Below are 22,687 nucleotides of genomic sequence, written 5' to 3'. Positions count from 1 at the left end.
TGCGGGCGGAAAACCGCTTTACTTTTCCTCATCCCGCGCCTCCTCACATTCTAAACAAGCCGAAACGCGTCGGCTCGATGGGTGCGTTCAGCGTGGCGGAAAGCGACAGGCCAAGCACTTCGCGGCTCTTGCGCGGATCGACGATGCCGTCATCCCAAAGTCGGGCAGAGGCATAAAGCGGATGACTCTGGCGTTCGAACATTTCGAGCGTCGGGCGCTTGAACTCCGCTTCCTCATCCGCTGACCATGTGCCGCCGGTTCGCTCAATCCCGTCGCGCTTGACCGTTGCCAGCACGCCTGCCGCCTGTTCGCCGCCCATCACCGCAATGCGGCTGTTCGGCCAGGTCCACAGGAAGCGCGGCGAATAGGCCCGCCCGGCCATGCCGTAATTACCCGCACCATAGGAAGCGCCGATCAGCATGGTGATCTTGGGTACATTGGCCGTCGCCACCGCCGTCACCAGCTTTGCCCCATGCTTGGCGATACCCTCCGCTTCATATTTGCGCCCGACCATGAAGCCGGTGATGTTCTGCAGAAACACCAGTGGAATGTTGCGCTGGCAGCAAAGCTCGATGAAATGCGCGCCCTTCAAGGCCGCTTCGGAGAACAGCACGCCATTATTGGCGATAATCCCGACCGGCATGCCATAGACGCTGGCAAAACCGCAGACCAAAGTGGTGCCGTAGCGCGCTTTGAACTCATCAAAATCGGAGCTGTCGACCAGCCGCGTGATAACCTCGCGCACATCATAGGGAATGCGCGTATCGGCGGAAACAACGCCTAAAATTTCCTCCGGGTCATAGAGCGGCGTAGCACCATCGCCGCGCGGAATGAAGCTGCGCTTCTCGCTGTTGAGATTGGCGGCAATGGCGCGCGCGATCTGCAAAGCATGGGCGTCGTCATTGGCCAGATGGTCGGCCACGCCGGAAAGCCGCGTGTGCACATCGCCGCCACCAAGATCTTCCGCGCTCACCACTTCGCCGGTTGCAGCTTTCACCAGCGGTGGACCGGCCAGAAAGATCGTGCCCTGATTGCGCACGATGACCGTCTCGTCGCTCATGGCAGGCACGTAAGCGCCGCCTGCCGTGCACGAACCCATGACCACGGCGACTTGCGGGATGCCTGCCGCCGACATCTGCGCCTGATTGTAGAAGATGCGTCCGAAATGGTCGCGATCCGGGAACACCTCATCCTGATTGGGCAGATTGGCCCCACCGGAATCGACCAGATAAATGCAGGGCAGACGATTTTCGCCCGCGATCTCCTGTGCGCGCAGATGCTTCTTCACTGTGACCGGATAATAGGTGCCGCCCTTCACGGTCGCATCGTTGCAGACGATCATGCAGTCGCGACCCGATACGCGCCCGATGCCGGTGATGATGCCGCCCGAAGGGGCCGCACCGCCATACATGCCATGTGCTGCCGTCAGTCCAACTTCGAGAAAGGGGGAACCCGGATCGAGCAATTGCGCCACGCGTTCACGCGGAAGCAGTTTGCCACGCGCGACATGGCGCTCACGCGCTTTCTCGCCACCGCCATCGAGTGCAATCTGGGAAGCTTCACCCACCACGTCGATCGCCGCCAGCATGGCCTTGCGGTTAGCCTCGAAGCTGGCGCTGCGCGTGGAGATTTCCGATTTCAGAACCGCCATCAACGGGTCTCCTGAAAGAGTTCCCGTCCGATCAGCATGCGCCGGATTTCCGACGTGCCCGCGCCGATTTCATAAAGCTTGGCATCGCGCAAAAGACGGCCCGTCGGATAATCATTGATGTAGCCATTGCCGCCGAGAGACTGGATCGCCTGCAGTGCCATCTGCGTGGCATTTTCCGCCGTGTAGAGAATGCAGCCCGCCGCATCCTTGCGCGATGTCTCGCCCCGGTCGCAGGCTGCTGCCACGGCATAGGTATAGGCGCGCGAGGCGTTGAAGATCACATACATGTCGGCAAGCTTGCCCTGCATCAGCTGGAACTCGCCAATCGGCTGGTCGAACTGCTTGCGCTCATGCACATAGGGCACCACGACATCGAGACAGGCCGCCATGATGCCGAGCGGACCACCTGCCAGCACCACGCGTTCATAGTCGAGACCGGACATCAGCACATTGACGCCCTTACCTTCTGCCCCAAGCAGGTTTTCGGCTGGCACTTCGCAATCCTGAAACACCAGTTCGCAGGTGTTGGAACCACGCATACCGAGCTTGTCGAGTTTCTGCGCGGTCGAAAACCCCTTGAAACCTTTTTCGACGATGAAGGCGCTGATGCCACGCGGGCCTGCCGATGGATCGGTCTTGGCATAGACCACCAGCACATCGGCATCCGGGCCGTTGGTGATCCACATCTTGTTTCCGTTGAGAACGTAACGATCGCCACGTTTCTCGGCGGCAAGTTTCATTGAAACGACATCGGAACCCGCACCCGGCTCGGACATGGCGAGCGCGCCGACATGCTCGCCGGAAATAAGTTTTGGCAGATATTTCGCGCGCTGCTCAGGAGAACCGTTTCGCTTGATCTGGTTGACGCAGAGATTGGAATGCGCACCATAGCTGAGGCCGACGGACGCGGAAGCGCGGCTGATTTCTTCCATCGCGATACAATGGGCGAGATAGCCCATGCCAGCGCCGCCATATTCTTCGGGTGCCGTAATGCCGAGTACACCAAGCTCACCCAGTTCACGCCAGAGATGCATGGGAAATGCATTGTTGCGGTCGGTTTCAGCGGCCAGCGGCGCAATGCGGCTTTCCGCAAAACGGCGCACCGTATCGCGAAGGGCTTCGATCTCCTCGCCAAGACCGAAATTCATGCCCGATGCAAACATACTCGTCCTCCACAAGTTCTGCTCGGTGTCCATCTTTTGCAAGACGGCTATGTTCCGGCCAGAGTGTCCCGTGGCGGCCAATTAGGCAATGGCTTTGCGTGGCGTTCTGTGGCTATTTATTACCGGATAACGAAATTTTGTTGCGCCCGTTATCCGGCAACTCCAAGCAATTGGAGGGTAATCAAATCAATCCTCATGAAGCTCGGCAATATCGCGATAAAGCTCCAGCGCTTCCGGGTTTGCCAGCGCCTCGCGATTCTTCACATCGCGCCCATGCACGATATCGCGCACGGCGAGCTCCACGATTTTTCCCGACTTGGTGCGCGGAATATCCCGGACCGCCACAATCTTCGCCGGAACATGGCGCGGCGTGGCACCAGTACGAATCTTGGTCTTGATGCGCGCCTTGAGGTTGTCGTCCAGCGCGATACCTTCGGCGAGGCGCACGAACAGCACCACCCGCACGTCATTATCCCAATCCTGCCCGATGCAGAGCGCCTCGGCGATTTCCGGCATCTGTTCGACCTGATTGTAAATCTCCGCCGTACCGATACGCACGCCGCCGGGGTTGAGTGTCGCGTCCGAACGACCATGGATGACGATGCCGTCATGTTCGGTCCATTCGGCAAAATCGCCATGGCACCAGATATTGTCGAAGCGCTCAAAATAAGCGGCCTGATATTTCGCGCCTTCGGAATCGTTCCAAAATTGCAGCGGCATGCAGGGGAATGCCTTCGTGCAGACCAGCTCGCCTTTCTCACGGCGCACCGGCTTGCCGTCATCGTTCCAGACGTCGACGGCCATGCCAAGGCCCGCGCCCTGAATTTCGCCCAGCCAGACCGGTTCGGTCGGAACGCCCAGCACGAAGCAGGACACGATATCCGTACCGCCGGAAATGGAGGCGAGATGCACGTCCGGCTTGATCGCTTCATAGACGAAGGCAAAGCCTTCCGGCGACAGCGGCGAGCCGGTCGAGGATACCGTGCGCAGTGCCGAAAGATCATGTGTCTCGCCGGGCTTCAGACCGGCTTTCAGCACCGCGTCGATGAATTTCGCCGAAGTGCCGAAATAGGTCATGCCTTCGGCGGCGGCATAATCGAACAGCACATTACCATCGGGATAGAAGGGCGAACCGTCATAGAGCAGAAGCGTGGCGCCGGAGGCGATGCCGGAAGCCAGCCAGTTCCACATCATCCAGCCACAGGTGGTGAAATAGAAGAAACGGTCGCCATCGCGAATATCCGCATGCAGGCGGTGTTCCTTCAAATGCTGCAACAGCACGCCGCCCGCGCGATGTACGATGCATTTTGGAATGCCCGTCGTGCCGGACGAAAACAGGATACAAAGCGGATGATCGAAGGGGAGCCGCGTGAACTCGACGTCTTTGGCCTTGAACGGTTCCAAAGCCGCATCAAGCGCAATGCCCTTTTCAGCGCGGTCAGCAACGGCTTCCGCTTCGCCGAGATAGGTGACAATGACCGCCCGTTTCAGCCCCGGCAGCTTTGCCGTCACTTCTGCCACCTTGTCGGCAACTTCAATGCGCTTGCCATTATACCAGTAACCATCGCAAGCGAAGAAAAGCTTCGGCTCGATCTGGCCGAAACGGTCGAGCACGCCTTGCACGCCGAAATCCGGCGAACAGGAAGACCAGACCGCGCCGATGGACGAAGCGGCCAGCATCAAGGCCACCGCCTCCGGCATGTTGGGCATCATGCCCGCCACGCGGTCGCCGGGCTGGACACCCTCCGCCAGCATGAACTGCTGGAGTTTTGAGACCAGCGCGTGAAGATCGTCCCATGTCAGGCGGCGCTCAACCTTGTCCTCACCGCGAAACACGATGGCTTCCTCGCCACCCTCATGGCGCAACAGGTTTTCGGCAAAGTTGAGCCGTGCCTCGGGGAAGAATTTTGCGTCACGCATATGGCCTTTATCGACAAGGGCTGTTTTGCCACGCTCGCCGATAACCTCGCAGAAATCCCACACAAGCTGCCAGAAGTCGGCGCGATCCTCGACCGACCAGCGATGCAATGCCTGATAATCGGCAAGCTTCCGGCCTGCCCTTCCCTCTGCCCGCACACGAAAATGCTCGAGCGTGCTTGCGGCGATCCGCTTTTCATCGGGTAGCCATAGCGGTTGGACATCAGCGGAAACGGCTTCTTTAATCATCATTCCTCCCAGAATCATGCAAGGCTGAAAACCGTTTAACGGTCAGCTCCAACACGAATTTCTAAAAGAGACTTGCGGCCTCGTCCATGCCTTTACTGAGAAACATATTTTGCTGATGCAATGCGACATGCTTGAGAGCGCGTCGCGAAAAGTGTGAAATGGTTTTATGGATGCGCGAAAACTAACGGTCAGAGCGCCGATCAGGCGGATCCCTCTGGAAGAGGCAGCTTCGCAGCTTCGTCTTCCTGGGTCACCCACGCATTGATACGGGTTACGAGCCAGCGATTGATTGGGTTTTCAAAAAGGTGCCAAGCGACAATTGCTGCGAGAAGGCTTGCCAGAACACCACCCCCGATCAGCAATACTGCGCCCATGTTGGTCTCGCCCCAATGTTGCGGAACGGCATTGAAAAAGACCAGCCCTACGAGAGGATGCAGAATGAAAATGCCGAAGCTGTAACGGGACAGCGTTACCAGCGGACGAAGTCGCAGCGGCGTATAGATGTTTTGCGTGGCGGCAAGATAAAACACGTAAAGGCAAAAATAGAGAAAGGCCAAACGCATTGGGCCTTCCAGTGTGGCGGGTTCACCTGCAATATTTTCGGGATGATAAAATAGAAAGATCATCAGACAGGCTGCAAGTGCCACCTTGATAAAGATGGCTGGAACTCGGTGATGCGTTTGCCGCGCGAGCCACATTCCAAAGAGAAACGATGGCAGAGCGCGTAAAATGCCAATATCAGCAAACTGAATACGGGTGATCGATAATACGTTGAGCTTCTGCGCCAGATATTCCCCGCCCATGACAGCCATTATGACGACGATGAGGGTCAGACTTCCGAGGCGATGACAGAGCATATCGAACAACGGAAAGCAAAGATACATCAGGAAGAGTGCACTCAGCGACCAACTGACGTAATTATAGGAGAATGTTCTTCCAAGACCCCAGTCGTGAACAAGCAGTAATTGCGTGAGCCCGTCTGACAAGCTCATATTTGGTTCAGCGGAAGGATGAAGAATGCCGGTCGCAGTGAGGAGAGAAAGGAGCGCGAAGCAGCTAAAAGCTATTACGTGTAGCGGATAAATCCGCGCCAGGCGTTTTCCGACAAAACCGATATAATGCTGCCTGCTCCATATATAATTATCTCGACGCGCAAGGAACAGTCCAGAAACAATAAAAAAGATATCGGTAAAATAAGAGAATGTTAATATAACACCTTGCAGGTGATCGTTCTTCACAGGAACCCGGAAGGAAAAATGAAAGATTGCGATTCCTAAACACAGAACAAATCGCAAACCATCAAATTCAGAAATCCTCTTCATTCAACATATCACTAACAATTGCTTCAATGAAACTACCGTAGCCAAATTGAATGAAAAGTCGAGCGAAAGTTAGTACTGATAAGTACGAAGCCAAATCGGGCGCATGTGCGTTTTTGAGAAACTGAGCAAAACGGGAAATTTGGTGGAGCCAAGCGGGATCGAACCGCTGACCTCTTGCATGCCATGCAAGCGCTCTCCCAGCTGAGCTATGGCCCCATCAGACCTCTTTCGAGGTGGGCCAGACAGAAATTTCTGTCCGGTGTGGCGGCTTATTAAATGGCTCGTTACAGAAGATCAAGAGCTAAATCACAACTCTTTTGGTATCTGCCAAAAATAATTTGCCGATTATGCTCAAGCCACCTTCAAGACAGATCAAGCCGCAAAAAGGAATACTAAAACGCAACAAGGCAGCTCAATGAGCCGCCTTGTGTAATTCGATCAGCAAGAGTTGATCAGACTTCTTCGTCGTCACCGCCAACGCCGCCGCCCAGAATACCGGAAACGTCGTCGTCTTCATCTTCCTCTTCTTCAAGGAATGTGTCGTCATCGTCGTCACCCAGATCGACGTCATCGTCGATTTCTGGCAGGTCTTCGCCACCCTTGGCTTCGTCGTCCGCGTCCTCGAGAGAAACGAATTCCGGCTTTTCGAGTGCCGTATCCAGTTCTTCCTCTTCAGCTTCCTCTTCAGCCGCACGGCTTTCAGCTACGGTCGCTTCAAAATACGACCGTGGGTACGAAATACCGCTGTAAGGCGAAACAATCGGATCGCGATTGAGATCGTAAAACTTCTTGCCCGTTTCCGGATCGATGCGCTTGGTACCAAGTTCAGCTTTTGCCACGTTTAGCCTCGTGAGTTTTTATCCCCGTCGCGCCTGCGACGTTTTACGCCGCTTGTTCATCCGGGTCACAAATTCATTCAAACCGCGTCTGCTACGCTTACATGCTTTAAGCTTGCCATCATACTCCAAACCTTCAATTGGTGAGGAGAAGGCGTAAAGCGCGCCTTACGGTGTTGTTCGGTGCATAAACGCAATTTGCAGCTTTTGTCAAAGCTAAAGACTCATTCTGCTCTCTTACAATGCCTCAAATCGCGCATTGACGGATGACCCCGCCCTGTTCCTGTGCTAGGAAGCTGCCGCTTTGATCAATCCCGCGTGAATAACGCCCAAATGAGACAGTGAAAAATCCATGTCCCATTCTGCATCCCCGAAACCTGCAATCGCCCGCCATTCAGAGGCACTCAAGGGCGAAATCCGCATTCCGGGTGACAAATCTATTTCCCACCGTTCGTTCATGTTCGGTGGTCTCGCATCAGGTGAAACCCGCATTACAGGTCTGCTGGAAGGCGAGGACGTCATCAATACAGGCCGCGCCATGCAGGCCATGGGTGCCAAGATTCGCAAAGACGGTAATGTCTGGATCATCAATGGCGTCGGCAATGGCTGCCTGTTGCAGCCGGAAGCGCCGCTCGATTTCGGTAATGCCGGAACAGGTGCCCGCCTTACCATGGGTCTCGTTGGCACTTACGACATGACGACAACCTTTATCGGCGATGCATCGCTGACCTCCCGACCTATGGGTCGTGTGCTCAATCCGCTGCGTGAAATGGGCGTTCAGGTGAAGGCTGCAGAAGGCGACCGCCTGCCGCTGACATTGACTGGCCCCAAGACAGCCAATCCGATCAGCTATCGCGTGCCGATGGCTTCTGCGCAGGTGAAGTCAGCAGTTCTACTTGCCGGCCTCAATACGCCCGGCGTTACAACCGTCATCGAACCGGTCATGACGCGCGATCACACTGAAAAGATGCTGCAGGGCTTTGGTGCCGATCTTACCGTCGAAACCGACAAGGATGGCGTTCGCCATATCCGCATCACTGGACAGGGCAAGCTGACCGGCCAGACCATCGATGTACCGGGCGATCCATCCTCGACCGCTTTCCCGCTTGTTGCAGCGCTGCTCGTTGAAGGTTCGGATGTCACCATCCGCAACGTGCTCATGAACCCGACCCGAACCGGCCTTATCCTGACATTGCAGGAAATGGGCGCAGACATCGAAATCATCGATCCGCGCCTTGCAGGTGGCGAAGATGTTGCCGATTTGCGTGTGAAGTCGTCGAGGCTTAAGGGCGTCACGGTTCCTCCGGAACGCGCGCCCTCGATGATTGATGAATATCCGGTTCTGGCTATTGCCGCTTCTTTTGCCGAAGGCGAAACCATCATGGATGGCCTCGACGAATTGCGTGTGAAGGAATCGGATCGTCTGGCCGCCGTCGCGCGCGGCCTGGAAGCCAATGGCGTCGATTGCACCGAAGGCGAGATGTCGCTGACGGTTCGCGGTCGTCCGGATGGCAGGGGCCTGGGCGGAGGCACGGTTGCCACGCATCTTGATCATCGCATCGCGATGAGCTTCCTCGTCATGGGATTGGCTTCCGAAAAGCCGGTCACGGTCGATGACAGCACGATGATTGCAACCTCGTTCCCTGAATTCATGACCATGATGCCGGGCCTTGGTGCAAAAATCGAAGTAAGCGATGTGCGATGACGAGCTTCGTCGTTGCCATCGACGGGCCAGCAGCTTCGGGCAAGGGAACTCTTGCCCGGCGCATCGCCATTCATTACGGCATTCCTCATCTGGATACCGGGCTGACCTATCGTGCGGTTGCAAAGGCGCTGCTTGATCAGGGCCTGCCACTCGATGATGAGGCGATTGCGGCAGACGTTGCCCTTAATATCGATCTGCACGAGATGGACAAGGCCGTGCTTTCTGCCCATGCCATTGGCGAGGCGGCTTCCAAAGTAGCCGTCATGCCTGCCGTCCGGCGCGCACTTGTCGAAGCGCAGCGCAATTTTGCCGCCGCATTGCCATCAAGCGTGCTTGATGGGCGCGATATCGGAACAGTTGTCTGCCCGCAAGCCGAGATCAAGCTGTTTGTGACAGCCTCCCCGGAAGTCCGTGCACAACGCCGCTTTGACGAGATCCTCGCAAAAGGTGGCGCAGCCGATTTCGATGAAATTCTGGCCGATCTCAAGAAACGCGACGACCGCGACATGAACCGTACGGATTCGCCACTCCGGCCTGCGGAAGACGCGCACTTGCTAGATACGAGTGAAATGAGTATAGAAGCGGCATTTCTGGCGGCAAAAAAGCTGATCGATCACGCTTTCGCGCAGCACAGGGCATAATATCGGGATTGTCGCGAGACTTTCTGGTATGATTATGTCTTAGAAATGCTGGATAATTCGGGGTTTGTTCCTATATAGGTCTCACCCACATTTATAACCTGACTTCGCGTTCCACGCGCCGGTTGTCCCAAAGGGACGGAGCCGAAGGACAGGCCTAACGCAACTCTAACCCCCGGCGCCGCATCCGATGTTGTTTCATACCGGATGCATCAGGAGTATTTATGTCTGAATTCAATCCCTCCCTCGCAGACTTCGAGTCGCTGCTGGCCGAATCCTTTGCCAACAATGACCTTGCAGAAGGTTATGTTGTAAAGGGTCGCATCGTTGCCATCGAAAAAGACATGGCAATCATCGATGCTGGCCTCAAGGTCGAAGGTCGCGTACCGCTGAAGGAATTCGGCGCGAAGGGCAAAGACGGCTCGATGAAGCCGGGCGACGAAGTTGAAGTTTACGTTGAGCGCATCGAAAACGCACTCGGCGAAGCTGTTCTGTCGCGCGAAAAAGCACGTCGTGAAGAAAGCTGGGGCAAGCTCGAGCAGAAGTTCGCCAATGGCGAGCGCGTCGACGGCGTCATTTTCAACCAGGTCAAGGGTGGTTTCACCGTCGATCTGGACGGCGCAGTTGCGTTCCTTCCACGTTCGCAGGTCGACATTCGTCCGATCCGCGACGTTACCCCGCTTATGCACGTCCCACAGCCTTTCGAAATCCTCAAGATGGACAAGCGTCGCGGCAACATCGTTGTCTCGCGTCGTACCGTTCTTGAAGAAAGCCGTGCAGAACAGCGTTCGGAAATCGTTCAGAACCTTGAAGAAGGTCAGGTTGTTGAAGGCGTTGTCAAGAACATCACCGATTACGGTGCGTTCGTTGACCTCGGCGGCATCGACGGCCTCCTGCACGTTACCGACATGGCATGGCGCCGCGTCAACCATCCTTCGGAAATCCTCACCATCGGCCAGACCGTCAAGGTGCAGATCATCCGTATCAACCAGGAAACTCATCGTATCTCGCTCGGCATGAAGCAGCTCGAGAACGATCCTTGGGATGGCATCGGCGCGAAGTACCCGATCGGCAAAAAGATCACCGGTACTGTCACGAACATCACCGACTACGGTGCATTCGTCGAAATCGAGCCAGGCATCGAAGGCCTGATCCACGTTTCCGAAATGTCGTGGACCAAGAAGAACGTCCATCCGGGCAAGATTCTTTCCACCACTCAGGAAGTCGAAGTCGTTGTTCTCGAAGTTGATCCGGTCAAGCGCCGCATCTCCCTCGGCCTCAAGCAGACCCTCGACAACCCATGGACCACTTTCGCTCAGAAGTACCCACAGGGCACGATCGTTGAAGGCGAAGTCAAGAACAAGACCGAATTCGGCCTGTTCATTGGTCTCGACGGCGATGTTGACGGCATGGTTCACCTTTCCGATCTCGACTGGAACCGTCCAGGCGAACAGGTCATCGAAGAGTACAACAAGGGCGAAGTTGTTAAGGCCGTTGTTCTCGACGTTGATATCGAAAAGGAACGCATCTCGCTCGGCATCAAGCAGCTTTCCGGCGACAAGGTCGGTGAAGCAGCAGCTTCGGGTGAACTGCGCAAGAACGCCGTTGTAACTTGCGAAGTAACCGCAGTTACCGATGGCGGCCTTGAAGTTCGTCTGATCGACCACGACCTCGAAAGCTTCATCAAGCGCTCGGATCTGTCGCGTGATCGTGACGAACAGCGTCCAGAACGCTTCACGGTTGGTCAGAAGGTTGACGCTCGCGTCATCGCTTTCGACAAGAAGACCCGCAAGCTGCAGGTCTCGATCAAGGCGCTCGAAATCGCTGAAGAAAAAGAAGCAGTCGCTCAGTACGGTTCGTCCGACTCCGGCGCTTCGCTCGGCGACATTCTTGCTGCAGCAATGAAGAAGTCGGAAAACAACTAAGTTTTCCTACTCCTCAACCAAACATGAGAAAGCCCGCCATTTGGCGGGCTTTTTCTTTTCTGGAACGCACTGCAATCCCATCTGCCTATAATTCAGTTGTAATATTAGTTATAAAAAATACTCTTATATAATAACCTAATAAATATGGCACATAGTTGTTATTGATCAAGAAAAGTTGATGTGCGAATTCAGTATGCCTGAAAAATAAATTACATTATTACATGGAGTTTTTACGTGAAGAAATTTTTAATACTCGGGTCTTCAATTTTGCTCGCAACTTTGACAACAGGTGCCTATGCAGCTGATCCAATCAGCGCTCCGGAACCTGCACCATCGTTTGCTGTACCCGCATTTAACTGGAGTGGCGCGTATATCGGCGGACAAATCGACTATTCAATGATGAAGGGAAAATTTTCTTACGCCAACTTTCCTGAAGCGAAAGGCACTGCAAAGGGTTTCCTTGGTGGACTCTACACAGGCTATAATTTCGATGTCGGAAACAACGTAATTTTGGGTGCAGAACTGGACTTTACGGCCGCCTTTAACAACAAGGCCAAGGAAAACGATGCTTCTGGCTACGCGGCATACGCCACGACACAGATCCGCTGGACTGGTGCAACGCGTGCGCGCGTTGGATATGCAGTAGACCGCTTCCTTCCTTATATTGCGGGTGGTGTAGCCCTGGGTGGCATTAAAGATACAGTCACGACAAACAACTCAAGCTTTACAAGCGACAAAACACGTGCCGGCTGGACGATTGGCGGCGGCGTTGACTATGCGGCAACCGACAATTTGGTTTTGCGTCTTGAGTATCGCTACACCGACTTCGGCAAGCAAAACTTCAATCTGAACAACTCAACGAATTACAGCCGGAAGCTATCCACCAACGATATTCGTATTGGTATTGCCTACAAGTTCTAAACCTAGTGAGCTTTCGCATTTTGGCGAATAATGCTTTTGAGCGGGGCCGCTTTACATGATGTTAAACCGGCCCCGCTTCAAAAAGCGGATAATAAAGCTATAAGCCAACTCATACCACGCCAAGCAAATGGATAAGTCCGAGGCTTATCACGCCCAGAACCAGCAGCGAAAGAATGGCGGTGAGTGTGACGCGTCCACCGGCTGAGGCAACAGAGCGTACATCGACCCCCAATCCCAGTGCAGCCATCGAAATAATCGTCAAGGCTGTCGATGCGAATTGAATGCCTGGCAGAATTGTGTCCGGGATCAGATGCAGCGAGCGCAGCGCCATCATGCCAAGAAATCCGATGATGAACCAGGGCACAAGTTGCAGAAAGCCCGGCTTTGCTTCCGCATCCTTGTTACCGGCCAGAACCGATAGTGTCAGAATGACGGGGCCGAGCATCAGCACCCGCACCAGCTTGACCAATGTTCCAAGCTGCACACTGATGGTCGCAATAGGAGCCGTGGCCGCAAGAACCTGCGGTACGGCATAAACCGTCAATCCGGCGAGAATGCCATATTGCGTGTGTGACAGCCCCAGCAGCGGCACCAACAGCGGCAGGCATAGCACGACGACAACGCCAAGAATGGCAGTAAACGCGATTGAGGCAGCGACATCGTCGCTTTCCGCTCCAATGACAGGTGCAGTCGCAGCAATTGCCGAGTTGCCGCAAATTGAATTGCCGCAGGCCACCAATACCGCCATGCGGTGCGGAAGCTGTAAAAGACGCCCGATGCTGTAGCTCAGCGTGATCGCAACAGCCACCACGGCCGCAATACCCAAAATAAGTCCGGGGCCGGCGGCAACAACTGCACTCACACTAATGGAAGCGCCGAGCAGGACCACAGCAATCTCCAGCAGCATTTTGGCTGAAAAGCTAATCCCCTTGGCAAATTGTTTGCCGGGGCGAAAAATGCTTCTGACTGCAGTTCCAATCAGGATCGCCAGTACCAGCGCTTCGAGCCATGCCTTGCCGGTATAGTGCTCCTCGACCTTTTCAAGCCCGACAGCCAGTGCCGAGACGGCGAGACTAAGCACCAGACCGGGGAGAATGTTCTTGAATTTATTCGAGGTTGCGGCTGTCATCTGATTTGGCATTCACATCTTGAGAAATATTTTCCAATCAGATGCCGCATTTCTTCTGTTCATTCCATCGTATTATATGTCACAATTCATTCGATAAAATCGAATGATTGATGCTATGACACTGGAACAATTGCGTATTTTCATCGAAGTAGCCGAGCGGGAGCACCTGACCCGCGCATCGGAAGCACTACACCTCACACCATCGGCAGTGAGTTCAGCGATTCGCACGCTCGAAGATCGCTATGGTGCAATGCTTTTCAACCGCATCGGTCGTCGTATCGAACTGACCGGCGATGGCCGCATGTTTCTTGATGAAGCACGCGCGACGCTGGCCCGCGCGCAATCGGCTGAGCGTATGCTGTCCGAGCTTGGCGGCGGCAAACGCGGCATCCTCGCGATCCACGCCAGCCAGACCATCGCGAGCTACTGGCTGCCGCCCTATCTGGCGCAGTTTCATGCCGCCTACCCGTTAATCGATGTGCGGCTTACGCTCGGCAATACGGAAAGCGTGACCACAGCCACCGAAGCAGGGCTTGCCGATATAGGCCTCGTTGAAGGCGCTGTGCAGGCCCCCACACTTTCACTGCGCAAGGTTGGCACAGATCAGCTGATTGTCGTCACACGACCTGATCACGCGTGGCATCAATCCGGGCGGCTCACATGGGATTCTCTGTTTCGCGGCCAATGGATATTGCGCGAACATGGTTCAGGCACCCGCAGTGTGTTTGAAGATGCAATGCGCGTTGCAGGCTACAACCCCGCGCGTCTCAACATTGCTCTGGAGCTTCCCTCCAACGAGGCGATATGTTCGGCTGTGCTTTCCGGCAATTACGTCACGGCAATTTCAGAACTGGTGGCAGCACCGCATCTTGCGGCAGGCACACTCGTCAAAGCCGATTTCACTCTCCCGCAACGCCAGTTTCTGATGCTTTCGCACAATGATCGCTATCAAACCAAGGCTCTCAAGTCTTTCGCCGACATGCTGATGAGAGAACCAGACATGTCGCGCACAGAACACCTCCCCGACCGATAAGCACTGTAGGCTTGGCTGCCGGGTAAATCCCCGCACATCCCGACCCAATATGCGGATCGGGAACGATCCGCACAGTCGATCTGGAGGAGGTAGACATGAGCAGGAATAGAGGCGTTGTATATATGCGCCCGGGTAAAGTCGAAGTTCGTGACATTGATGATCCAGTGCTGAGCGCTCCCGATGGGCGTAAGCTGGACCACGCCGTCATCCTGATAGTTATCACAACTAATATTTGCGGTTCCGACCAACACATGGTGCGTGGTCGCACCACCGCTATGCCCGGCCTCGTGCTTGGTCATGAAATCACTGGCGAAGTGATCGAAAAAGGCAGCGATGTGGAAATGCTCGAAGTGGGCGACATCGTTTCCGTGCCATTCAACGTTGCCTGCGGCCGCTGCCGCTGCTGCAAATCACAGGACACAGGTGTTTGCCTCACCGTCAATCCATCGCGCGCTGGCGGAGCATATGGCTATGTCGATATGGGCGGGTGGATCGGCGGGCAGGCACGCTATGTCATGGTGCCTTATGCCGACTTCAATCTGCTGAAATTCCCTGACCGCGAACAGGCCATCGAGAAAATTCGCGACCTGACCATGCTGTCGGATATTCTGCCCACCGGCTTTCATGGGGCAGTGAAGGCGGGCGTCGGCGTGGGCTCCATCGTCTATGTGGCCGGTGCTGGCCCCGTCGGGCTGGCTGCTGCCGCATCAGCCCGTATTTTGGGTGCAGCCGTCGTCATGGTCGGCGATTTCAACAAAGAACGACTGGAACATGCCCGCAAGGTAGGGTTCGAGCCAATTGACCTTTCGGCAAGCGACCGTCTTGGTGACATGATTGCCGAAGTGACCGGCAGCAATGAAGTGGATAGCGCCATTGACGCCGTCGGCTTTGAAGCGCGCGGCCATAGCGGTGGCGAGCAACCAGCTATTGTTCTCAACCAGATGATGGAAATCACCCGCCCTGCCGGTTCCATCGGTATTCCGGGATTGTATGTGACCGAGGATCCGGGCGCCGTCGACAATGCGGCCAAGCAGGGAAGTCTGTCGCTGCGCTTTGGCCTTGGCTGGGCGAAGGCACAGTCTTTCCACACAGGTCAGACGCCAGTGGTCAAATATAACCGCCAGCTCATGCAAGCCATTCTGCATGGACGCCTGAACATCGCCGAAATCGTCAATGCGCAGGTGATTTCGCTGGATGATGCACCACAGGGCTATGAAAGCTTCGATCAGGGCGTGGCGAAGAAATTTGTGCTCGACCCGCACGGCATGCTGACAAAGGCTGCTTAAACAGCTTTGCGCCGGAGCGATTATCTTACTCCGGCGCAGATTTTATCGAATGGATTTCACCAGTTCAGGCTGGGTGAAACAGGTCGGCGCCATTCCATTTTTCGACTGCCACAGACCAATCGAGCGACGGGTCTTAAATCCCGGCAGACCATCGACCTTCCCCACATCATAGCCCTGCGCCTGCATGCGCTTCTGCATGGCCTGAATGTCAGAGCGATACATGGTGCCGACATTACCCCATTGGGTCTGAAAGTCGTCTGCGCCATAAGCAATGCGATCACCGACATGACCAATGAAGAGCGCATAGAGGTCGCTCATATTATAATCTTTGATGACGTAGAAATTCGGCGTGACGATGAAGGCGGGGCCATAACGACCAGCGGGCATAAGCAGAAAGCCCTCGCCCTTCATTTCATTGGCCGGAAACGCCTTGCCATTGGTGCGGCTGATACCAAGTTTCGCCCAGTCCGCAAATGTCTTGCCCTGATCAGGACCTTCCAGCGAGCAGGAAATATTCTGAGGCACATTGACCTCATAGCCCCAGTCGCGCCCCGCCTGCCAGCCATGGATTTTGAGATAGTTAGCGATGGATGCCAGCGTATCCGGTACCGAGTTCCAGATATCGCGCTTGCCATCGCCATCAAAATCAACGGCATGTTTGAGATAAGAAGTAGGCATGAATTGCGGCTGGCCCAATGCGCCTGCCCATGAGCTTTTCATCGAACCATTGGCGATATAGCCGCGTGAGGTGATCTCAAGTGCAGCGATCAGCTCCTTGCGGAACATGTCCTTGCGCGTTGCCATGAAGGCCTTGGTGCCGAGCACTTCAAACGCATTGTATGGAATCTTGACCGTACCGAAGCCGGATTCACGACCCCATATGGCAACAACGATACGGCCCGGCACGCCATATTGCTGTTCGATCTTTTTAAGCAGACCTGCATTCTGGCCAAGCCGAGCCTTGCCGCCGCCGGTGACGGAACCAAGCGTCTTGGCATTGAAATATTTGCCCGGCGCACCAAACTCAGCCTGTTTCTGCTCTTTGGGTGTCGTTGGCTTTTCGCCGGGAATCACCAGGTCAGGCAGCTTCCAATTGATGGTAACGCCTGCAAAAGCCTGCTCGAAAACAGGGTGTGAAACGCCAGCAGCTTTGGCTTCCGGCCAGAGGTCTTTTTCGATCCAGTTACGATACTGGCTTTCGACCTGTGCTTTGGAAGGAGCTGCTATTGCAGGAGAAATGGCAAACGCCGTGAACAGACCGAGAGCGATTTTGAAGCTTCGTTTCCATCTGCCAGCCTTCATGCCAGTCTCCAAATTATTGAATGTTTATAGCGCCGTCCGCGCCCTTAGAGCAGCGGCTAGTGTGCCCTCGTCGAGGTAATCAAGCTCACCACCTACAGGCACACCATGCGCTAGTCGTGTGACACGCACGTCGAAATCAGCCAGCTGATCAGTGATGTAATGGGCGGTTGTCTGCCCTTCGACCGTCGCATTGACCGCGAGAATCACTTCCTTGATTTCGCCTGATGCAACGCGCTCAACCAGCCCTTTGATGTTGAGATCATCGGGACCAATGCCATCGAGTGGCGACAGCCGACCGCCCAGCACGTGATAGCGGACATTCATGGTGCCTGCGCGTTCGAGTGCCCAAAGATCGGACACATCTTCTACGACGATCAGCATGGACGGATCGCGACGATCATCGGTGCAGATCGTGCAAGGATCCGAGGTATCGACATTGCCGCAGCACGAGCAAATGCGCACCTTTTCGGCAGCATCCTGCATCGCCCCACCAAGCGGGATCAACAGCGCTTCTTTCTTCTTGATCAGGTGCAGCGCTGCACGACGTGCAGAACGCGGTCCCAGTCCCGGCACACGGGCCAGAAGCTGGATCAGACGTTCGATTTCAGGACCGGCGATACGTTTGGACATACTGCTTTAGAAAGTTGGGCTGCTTTGGAAAATTGACGAGTAAAAGTAAGCTGAGTAGGGGAGCTTCGTCGCTCCCCTCATCGCCTTAAAACGGTAGCTTGAAGCCCGGGGGGATTGGCAGGCCAGCGGTCAGCGACTGCGTCTTTTCAGCCATTTCGGCTTCGAGTTTCGCCTTGGCATCGTTGTGGGCTGCAATGATCAGGTCTTCGAGGATTTCCACGTCCTCTTCCTTGGCAAGCGACGGATCGATCTTTAGAGCCGACAGAGTGCCCTTGCCCGAAAGCGTGATCGTGACCAGACCGCCGCCAGAAGATGCGGTTGCTTCAAGATTGGCGATCTCGTCCTGCATGGCCTTCATCTTGGCCTGCAATTCCTTCGCCTGTTTCATCATGCCCATCATGTCACGCATGGGTTCACTCCAGTGTCTTTTAGAATTCAGTCGTCTTCAGAAGGCGTGCCGGGCACGTCTTCAACCGTATCAAGGTCTATATCGTCATCATCGCCCTGTTCTGCAACGGCAATGCGGACGTCTGTTATCTTTGCACCCGGAAAAGCCGCCAGAATAGCGGCGACATCAGGATCAGCACGCGCGTCAGTCACGAGGTTGTCGCGACGCTCGGTTTCAGCTTCCGCAACCGTCTGTCCCGAAACATCACGTGCAACCGTCACAACCCAGCGAATGCCGGTCCAGTTAAGAAGGCGCTGCGAGATATCGCTCGGCAATGATTTCGGGGCATCGTCGGTCAAGCCGATTTCAAGCCGTCCGGGGGCGATGGATGACAATCGAACGCAGTTCTTGACCAGTATCTTGAACTGCATGTCTCGATACTTGTCAGCCAATGCGACGATATCGGCAAGGCTGCTGATCGGAACCGAAGGCTGCGGCGTATTGTCGACGAATTGTTGAGGCACTGGAGGCTGTACTGGCTGCGGCTGCGTTTCCACAAGGCGCATCGCAGTCGCAGGGCCGCCCGATGCAGGCATCATGGAAGAGGCGATTGCATCCGCACTTGCGCGTGCCTCAGGCTGAGAGCCGGCATTTGACCTTGCAGCGCCCGAAGGTTGCTGACGCGGTGCAGAAACAGAGCCGTTTTCAAACCCTTTCAACGCTTCATCGAGCGTTGGCAGATCGGCGGCATGCGCCAGACGGATCAGCAGCATTTCCGCCGCCTGCACTGGCCGCGTTGCCGTATCCACTTCCGCAATGCCCTTGAGCAGCATCTGCCATGTACGCGAAAGCACGCGCACCGAAAGTTTTTGCGAGAAGTCGCGACCACGAACGCGCTCGTCTTCCGAAAGCGACACATCTTCCGCCACATCCGGCGTAAACCGCAGACGTGTGACCAGATGATTGAAATCAGCAAGATCAGTCAGCACCACCGATGGGTCAGCACCGACATCATATTGCGCGCGGAATTCCGTCAAAGCACCGGCCACATCGCCACGCATCAACATTTCAAACAGATCGATAATGCGGGCGCGATCGGCAAGGCCGAGCATTGAACGCACGGCTTCTGCCGACACATGGCCCGCGCCATGGGCAATGGCCTGATCGAAAATGGAAAGAGAATCGCGCGCAGAGCCCTCGCCCGCACGCGCAATCATTGCCAGCGATGTGTCATCGACTTCGATCTGTTCGGCTTCCGCAATGCGGCGGAGATGAGCGGCCAGGGTCCCCGATTCGATGCGGCGCAGATCAAAACGCTGACAGCGCGACAGAACCGTGATCGGCACTTTACGGATTTCGGTGGTTGCGAAGATGAATTTGACGTGCGGCGGCGGCTCTTCGAGCGTCTTCAGCAGACCGTTGAAGGCTTGATTGGAGAGCATGTGCACTTCGTCGATGATATAGACTTTGTAACGCGCCGATACAGGGCGATAGCGCACCTGCTCGATAATCTCGCGAATATCGTCGATACCTGTATGCGACGCCGCATCCATTTCGATTACATCGACATGGCGGCCTTCCATGATCGCCTGACAATGCTCGCCCATAACGGACAGATCAATTGTCGGCTGATCGATAGAATCAGTCTTGTAATTAAGCGCGCGCGCCAGAATACGCGCTGTCGTGGTCTTGCCCACACCACGTACGCCGGTCAACATCCAGGCCTGTGCGATACGGCCGGTCTCGAACGCATTTTTCAGCGTGCGAACCATCGGCTCCTGACCGATCAGATCATTGAAATTCTGGGGACGGTATTTGCGGGCGAGAACGCGATAAGCGCCAGTTTCGGATTTTGTGTCCATTGCGACCCTTCCGTTCCCTGTTCGCTTCTTTCCGATCCTAAAACTCTAAACAGTTTGGACCGGAGACGAAAGTGTCTTCGACAGCGGTTTACTGCCAATCAACAGCCATTGCAGCATCCGCCAAAAAATCGGTATCGATTTTTGGAAAGCACGATGCATGGATCAATAGCTTAGAGCGTCCTTGTCTAGCGCCTAAAAAGGCACACGGTACTCTAACGTTGTAAAAGAAAGGTGGGAGGCTGGCACGGCGACCCGTGCCTGGCTCGTTAGGGCTGCTTCCTTCCGGACCTGACCCGGTTGGCGAGTGGCTCGTCCACCACCAACCTCCCACGCTGCATATCGTCAATTACGAAGCAAAAAGCAAGGAGGACACCGTGCAAAAAGCGAGCATAGAGAAGAAAAAAATGATAATAATTCTAATATGGAACAGTTTGAACTCGATAAACGGCTCGATGCCGATACTTTTTCAGTCGCCAAGCTTGGCTTGTGCGAGCTGCGGTTGATGGATGACCAGCGCTGGCCCTGGCTGATCCTCGTGCCGCGCCGTGCGAAACTTGCCGAAATTCACGATATGACGCCACTCGATCAGACAATGCTGACTTTTGAAGCCGCGATTGTCTCGCAAGCGCTGAAGAAGGCAACCGACTGCCACAAGATCAATACCGGCGCTTTGGGCAATATTGTCCGCCAACTCCACATCCATGTCATTGCGCGCAATGAGGGCGATGCTGGCTGGCCCGGCCCTGTCTGGGGCCATGGCACCCGCAAAACTTATCATGATGCCGATGCATATGCGCTGATCGAAAAGATCCGCGCAGCGCTCTGATTCCCCCAAAAAACCACTCCCGAGAACACATTCCAGAGAAAATCATGGCTTTTCGCCTTTACGACCTGCCGGAAATTGAACCGAGCCGTCTCGTCGGCTTTGCTGGCAACCGCATCGACCGTCTTTCCGAAAAGCGACAAGATGATTCGGCCTTCACCGCTCTGGAACTGCCAGAAACGCGGGTGATGATTCTGGGCGGCAACAGGCTGTTGCTCGATTACACAAATGAGAGCGCTCCGCGCGCACTCTTTACACTGAAAGAGGCTCAGGCTTTTTCGTGTGATCTGCATGAACCGGTACTGCTGGGGTTGCAGGACAGTGCACCGCTGGTGGCAGTCATGGCTCCGCTTGATCCGGAACAGCTTGAGGCTCCCTATAAGGCACAGGACTATCGCAGCATCTATATGGAAGGCCTCGTGCCCGCTGATATCGTCGGTGCACTGGCGCAGGCTGCTGCTTTAACAGCATGGCATAGCAATCACCGTTTTTGTGGACGTTGCGGCACAAAAAGCGAAATGCGCGCCGGTGGTGCAAAACGCGTCTGCCCGAATTGTGGAGCCGAGCATTTCCCGCGAACCGATCCGGTCGCGATCATGCTGCCCATTCGTGGTGAAAAATGCATTCTGGCACGCAGTGCCCACTTTGCCGCCGGGTCCTATTCCTGCCTTGCAGGCTTCATCGAGCATGGCGAGACGATCGAAGCCGCCGTGCGTCGCGAAAGCTTTGAAGAAATGGGCCTGTCGATCGGCCGCGTTGGCTATCACGCGAGCCAGCCATGGCCATTTCCTTATTCGCTGATGATCGGTTGCCATGCCGAAGTGCTGTCAGACGATTTCGCAATCGACCGCTCGGAACTCGAAGACGGTCGCTGGTTCGAGAAATCTGAAGTGCGCGCCATGCTTGCTGGCACACATGAAAATGAGCTGCGCGTCCCGGCAACCGGAGCCATCGCAACCCATCTGATCAGAGCCTGGGCAGAAGATTAGAGCGCATCCCGAAAAGTGTGAAACGGCTTTCGGGATGCGCTCTAATTACTCCGCTGCCAGCAGCTGCGTGCCGCGCGTATCGCTGCCCTTATAGACGCCTAAAATGCGCACTTCCTTGGTGAAGAATTCAAGCTCTTCGAGAGCAAGCTGCACATTCCGGTCTTCCGGGTGGCCTTCAATATCCGCATAGAATTGTGTCGCGATAAACCGGCCGCCCAGCTGATAACTTTCGAGCTTGGTCATGTTGACGCCGTTGGTCGCAAAGCCACCCATTGCCTTATAAAGCGCGGCGGGCACGTTGCGTACACGGAAGACGAAAGTGGTAATAATCCGCTCGTCTTTTTCCGGGCGCGGCTCCCATTTCTTCGTCTTCGACAGAACGACAAAGCGAGTCACATTATCTTCCGCGTCCTCGACATTCTCTTCCAGAATATCGAGACCGTAGAGATCGGCCGCAAGGCTTGGCGCAAGCGCTGCCATTGAGCGATCTTTCATGTCAGCCACAAGGCGGGCGGCGCCTGCGGTATCGCCCGCAATCACCGGCTTCCAGCCATTCTGCCTGATAACCTTGCGGCACTGGCCCAGCGCATGGATATGGCTGTGAACAGTCTTGATCTCTTCACGTTTCACACCGGGAAGAACCATCAACTGAAAATGGATCGGCAGGAAATATTCGCCAACAATGTGCATGTCGGCAAGCGGTAACAGATAGTGAATATCAGCAACACGACCCGCAAGCGTGTTCTCAATAGGAATCATCGCAAGATCGGCGGCGCCGCTTTCAACCGCATTAAACGCATCTTCAAAAGTCGGGCACGGCAAAGGCTCCATATCGGGAAACATGTTGCGGCAAGCCGTATCGGAATTGGCGCCCGCTTCACCCTGAAAGGAAATCCGGTTGGTCTTCATCGTGTTCGT

Annotated in this window: 19 protein-coding genes, 1 tRNA gene and 1 other RNA gene; 8 read left to right on the top strand and 13 right to left on the bottom strand. The window is 55.3% G+C overall.

What is annotated here, in order from left to right:
* Positions 1-43: 43 nt before the first annotated feature.
* From C9380_RS01100 to C9380_RS01075, 6 genes are all read right to left on the bottom strand, one after another.
* Entirely contained in the window at positions 44-1,651 is a 1,608-nt protein-coding gene (locus tag C9380_RS01100; RefSeq protein WP_128092822.1) for a carboxyl transferase domain-containing protein, read from the bottom strand.
* Positions 1,651-2,799 carry an isovaleryl-CoA dehydrogenase gene (locus tag C9380_RS01095; protein WP_210249752.1) on the bottom strand — a complete coding sequence of 383 codons (1,149 nt, stop codon included), beginning with the start codon at positions 2,797-2,799 and terminating at the stop codon, positions 1,651-1,653. Before C9380_RS01095 ends, C9380_RS01100 begins: the two co-directional genes overlap by 1 nt.
* 201 nt (positions 2,800-3,000) lie before the next feature.
* Positions 3,001-4,983: an acetoacetate--CoA ligase gene (locus C9380_RS01090; RefSeq protein WP_374844437.1), complete on the bottom strand. Its 1,983-nt coding sequence runs from the start codon at positions 4,981-4,983 to the stop codon at positions 3,001-3,003.
* A gap of 197 nt (positions 4,984-5,180) precedes the next feature.
* Complete coding sequence (locus C9380_RS01085) at positions 5,181-6,302, bottom strand: acyltransferase family protein (protein ID WP_128092820.1); 1,122 nt, start codon at positions 6,300-6,302, stop codon at positions 5,181-5,183.
* 140 nt (positions 6,303-6,442) lie between these two features.
* A tRNA-Ala gene (locus C9380_RS01080) sits at positions 6,443-6,518 on the bottom strand.
* Between the two features lie 236 nt (positions 6,519-6,754).
* On the bottom strand, positions 6,755-7,141 hold the full coding sequence (locus C9380_RS01075; protein WP_128092819.1) for a TIGR02300 family protein: 387 nt from the start codon (positions 7,139-7,141) through the stop codon (positions 6,755-6,757).
* A gap of 349 nt (positions 7,142-7,490) precedes the next feature.
* Here C9380_RS01075 and aroA point away from each other — a divergent pair, with 349 nt between their 5' ends.
* From aroA to C9380_RS01055, 4 genes are all read left to right on the top strand, one after another.
* On the top strand, positions 7,491-8,843 hold the full coding sequence (aroA, locus tag C9380_RS01070) for a 3-phosphoshikimate 1-carboxyvinyltransferase (protein WP_128092818.1): 1,353 nt from the start codon (positions 7,491-7,493) through the stop codon (positions 8,841-8,843).
* Positions 8,840-9,484, top strand: coding sequence for a (d)CMP kinase (cmk, locus tag C9380_RS01065; RefSeq protein ID WP_128092817.1), 645 nt, complete (start codon positions 8,840-8,842; stop codon positions 9,482-9,484). Before aroA ends, cmk begins: the two co-directional genes overlap by 4 nt.
* 221 nt (positions 9,485-9,705) lie before the next feature.
* On the top strand, positions 9,706-11,406 hold the full coding sequence (gene rpsA / locus C9380_RS01060) for a 30S ribosomal protein S1 (protein ID WP_024898292.1): 1,701 nt from the start codon (positions 9,706-9,708) through the stop codon (positions 11,404-11,406).
* Positions 11,407-11,640: 234 nt separating this feature from the next.
* Positions 11,641-12,327 (top strand): outer membrane protein, encoded by a 687-nt coding sequence (locus C9380_RS01055; RefSeq protein WP_128092816.1) that lies wholly within the window; start codon positions 11,641-11,643, stop codon positions 12,325-12,327.
* Between the two features lie 109 nt (positions 12,328-12,436).
* Here C9380_RS01055 and C9380_RS01050 read toward each other — a convergent pair whose 3' ends face one another.
* Positions 12,437-13,456, bottom strand: a complete 1,020-nt coding sequence (locus tag C9380_RS01050) for a YeiH family protein (RefSeq protein ID WP_247877566.1) — start codon at positions 13,454-13,456, stop codon at positions 12,437-12,439.
* Between the two features lie 115 nt (positions 13,457-13,571).
* On the opposite strand from C9380_RS01050, the gene C9380_RS01045 reads away from it, so the two are divergent.
* The gene (locus tag C9380_RS01045; RefSeq protein ID WP_128092814.1) at positions 13,572-14,489 is read left to right on the top strand and encodes a LysR family transcriptional regulator; all 918 of its coding nucleotides are present in this window, start codon (positions 13,572-13,574) and stop codon (positions 14,487-14,489) included.
* A gap of 95 nt (positions 14,490-14,584) precedes the next feature.
* Entirely contained in the window at positions 14,585-15,775 is a 1,191-nt protein-coding gene (gene fdhA / locus C9380_RS01040) for a formaldehyde dehydrogenase, glutathione-independent (protein ID WP_128092813.1), read from the top strand.
* A gap of 42 nt (positions 15,776-15,817) precedes the next feature.
* Here the strand turns inward: fdhA and C9380_RS01035 are convergent, their stop codons facing one another.
* The 5 genes from C9380_RS01035 to ffs all read right to left on the bottom strand — a co-directional run bounded on the left by C9380_RS01035 (position 15,818) and on the right by ffs (position 20,285).
* The gene (locus C9380_RS01035; RefSeq protein ID WP_100558342.1) at positions 15,818-17,077 is read right to left on the bottom strand and encodes a lytic murein transglycosylase; all 1,260 of its coding nucleotides are present in this window, start codon (positions 17,075-17,077) and stop codon (positions 15,818-15,820) included.
* Positions 17,078-17,101: 24 nt separating this feature from the next.
* Positions 17,102-17,707 (bottom strand): recombination mediator RecR, encoded by a 606-nt coding sequence (gene recR, locus C9380_RS01030; RefSeq protein ID WP_024898298.1) that lies wholly within the window; start codon positions 17,705-17,707, stop codon positions 17,102-17,104.
* 85 nt (positions 17,708-17,792) lie between these two features.
* Positions 17,793-18,116 carry a YbaB/EbfC family nucleoid-associated protein gene (locus tag C9380_RS01025; protein WP_024898299.1) on the bottom strand — a complete coding sequence of 108 codons (324 nt, stop codon included), beginning with the start codon at positions 18,114-18,116 and terminating at the stop codon, positions 17,793-17,795.
* A 26-nt stretch (positions 18,117-18,142) separates the two neighbouring features.
* Complete coding sequence (locus C9380_RS01020) at positions 18,143-19,957, bottom strand: DNA polymerase III subunit gamma/tau (protein ID WP_128092812.1); 1,815 nt, start codon at positions 19,955-19,957, stop codon at positions 18,143-18,145.
* A gap of 231 nt (positions 19,958-20,188) precedes the next feature.
* Positions 20,189-20,285, bottom strand: an RNA gene (gene ffs, locus C9380_RS01015) — signal recognition particle sRNA small type.
* Between the two features lie 93 nt (positions 20,286-20,378).
* Here ffs and C9380_RS01010 point away from each other — a divergent pair.
* Together C9380_RS01010 and nudC are read left to right on the top strand one after the other, a co-directional pair.
* Positions 20,379-20,783 (top strand): HIT family protein, encoded by a 405-nt coding sequence (locus C9380_RS01010; RefSeq protein WP_111785658.1) that lies wholly within the window; start codon positions 20,379-20,381, stop codon positions 20,781-20,783.
* Positions 20,784-20,827: 44 nt separating this feature from the next.
* Positions 20,828-21,769, top strand: coding sequence for an NAD(+) diphosphatase (nudC, locus tag C9380_RS01005; RefSeq protein ID WP_128092811.1), 942 nt, complete (start codon positions 20,828-20,830; stop codon positions 21,767-21,769).
* Between the two features lie 45 nt (positions 21,770-21,814).
* On the opposite strand, the gene C9380_RS01000 is transcribed toward nudC, so the two are convergent.
* Positions 21,815-22,678, bottom strand: coding sequence for a prephenate dehydratase (locus C9380_RS01000; RefSeq protein WP_128092810.1), 864 nt, complete (start codon positions 22,676-22,678; stop codon positions 21,815-21,817).
* Between the last annotated feature and the right edge of the window lie 9 nt (positions 22,679-22,687).

The organism is Brucella pituitosa (genome assembly GCF_003049685.1).
GTDB lineage: Bacteria > Pseudomonadota > Alphaproteobacteria > Rhizobiales > Rhizobiaceae > Brucella > Brucella pituitosa.
The sequence above is the reverse complement of the archived record's forward strand: the minus strand, read 5'-3'. Positions and strand labels throughout refer to the sequence as shown.

Coding starts and splice junctions, on each gene's coding strand:
- C9380_RS01090 (WP_374844437.1), bottom strand. CDS start 4,983: ATGATGATTAAAGAAGCCGTTTCCGCTGATGTCCAACCGCTATGGCTA.
- rpsA (WP_024898292.1), top strand. CDS start 9,706: ATGTCTGAATTCAATCCCTCCCTCGCAGACTTCGAGTCGCTGCTGGCC.
- C9380_RS01025 (WP_024898299.1), bottom strand. CDS start 18,116: ATGCGTGACATGATGGGCATGATGAAACAGGCGAAGGAATTGCAGGCC.
- aroA (WP_128092818.1), top strand. CDS start 7,491: ATGTCCCATTCTGCATCCCCGAAACCTGCAATCGCCCGCCATTCAGAG.
- nudC (WP_128092811.1), top strand. CDS start 20,828: ATGGCTTTTCGCCTTTACGACCTGCCGGAAATTGAACCGAGCCGTCTC.
- recR (WP_024898298.1), bottom strand. CDS start 17,707: ATGTCCAAACGTATCGCCGGTCCTGAAATCGAACGTCTGATCCAGCTT.
- C9380_RS01100 (WP_128092822.1), bottom strand. CDS start 1,651: ATGGCGGTTCTGAAATCGGAAATCTCCACGCGCAGCGCCAGCTTCGAG.
- C9380_RS01045 (WP_128092814.1), top strand. CDS start 13,572: ATGACACTGGAACAATTGCGTATTTTCATCGAAGTAGCCGAGCGGGAG.
- cmk (WP_128092817.1), top strand. CDS start 8,840: ATGACGAGCTTCGTCGTTGCCATCGACGGGCCAGCAGCTTCGGGCAAG.
- fdhA (WP_128092813.1), top strand. CDS start 14,585: ATGAGCAGGAATAGAGGCGTTGTATATATGCGCCCGGGTAAAGTCGAA.
- C9380_RS01095 (WP_210249752.1), bottom strand. CDS start 2,799: ATGAATTTCGGTCTTGGCGAGGAGATCGAAGCCCTTCGCGATACGGTG.
- C9380_RS01000 (WP_128092810.1), bottom strand. CDS start 22,678: ATGAAGACCAACCGGATTTCCTTTCAGGGTGAAGCGGGCGCCAATTCC.
- C9380_RS01010 (WP_111785658.1), top strand. CDS start 20,379: ATGGAACAGTTTGAACTCGATAAACGGCTCGATGCCGATACTTTTTCA.
- C9380_RS01035 (WP_100558342.1), bottom strand. CDS start 17,077: ATGAAGGCTGGCAGATGGAAACGAAGCTTCAAAATCGCTCTCGGTCTG.
- C9380_RS01020 (WP_128092812.1), bottom strand. CDS start 19,957: ATGGACACAAAATCCGAAACTGGCGCTTATCGCGTTCTCGCCCGCAAA.
- C9380_RS01050 (WP_247877566.1), bottom strand. CDS start 13,456: ATGACAGCCGCAACCTCGAATAAATTCAAGAACATTCTCCCCGGTCTG.
- C9380_RS01085 (WP_128092820.1), bottom strand. CDS start 6,302: ATGAAGAGGATTTCTGAATTTGATGGTTTGCGATTTGTTCTGTGTTTA.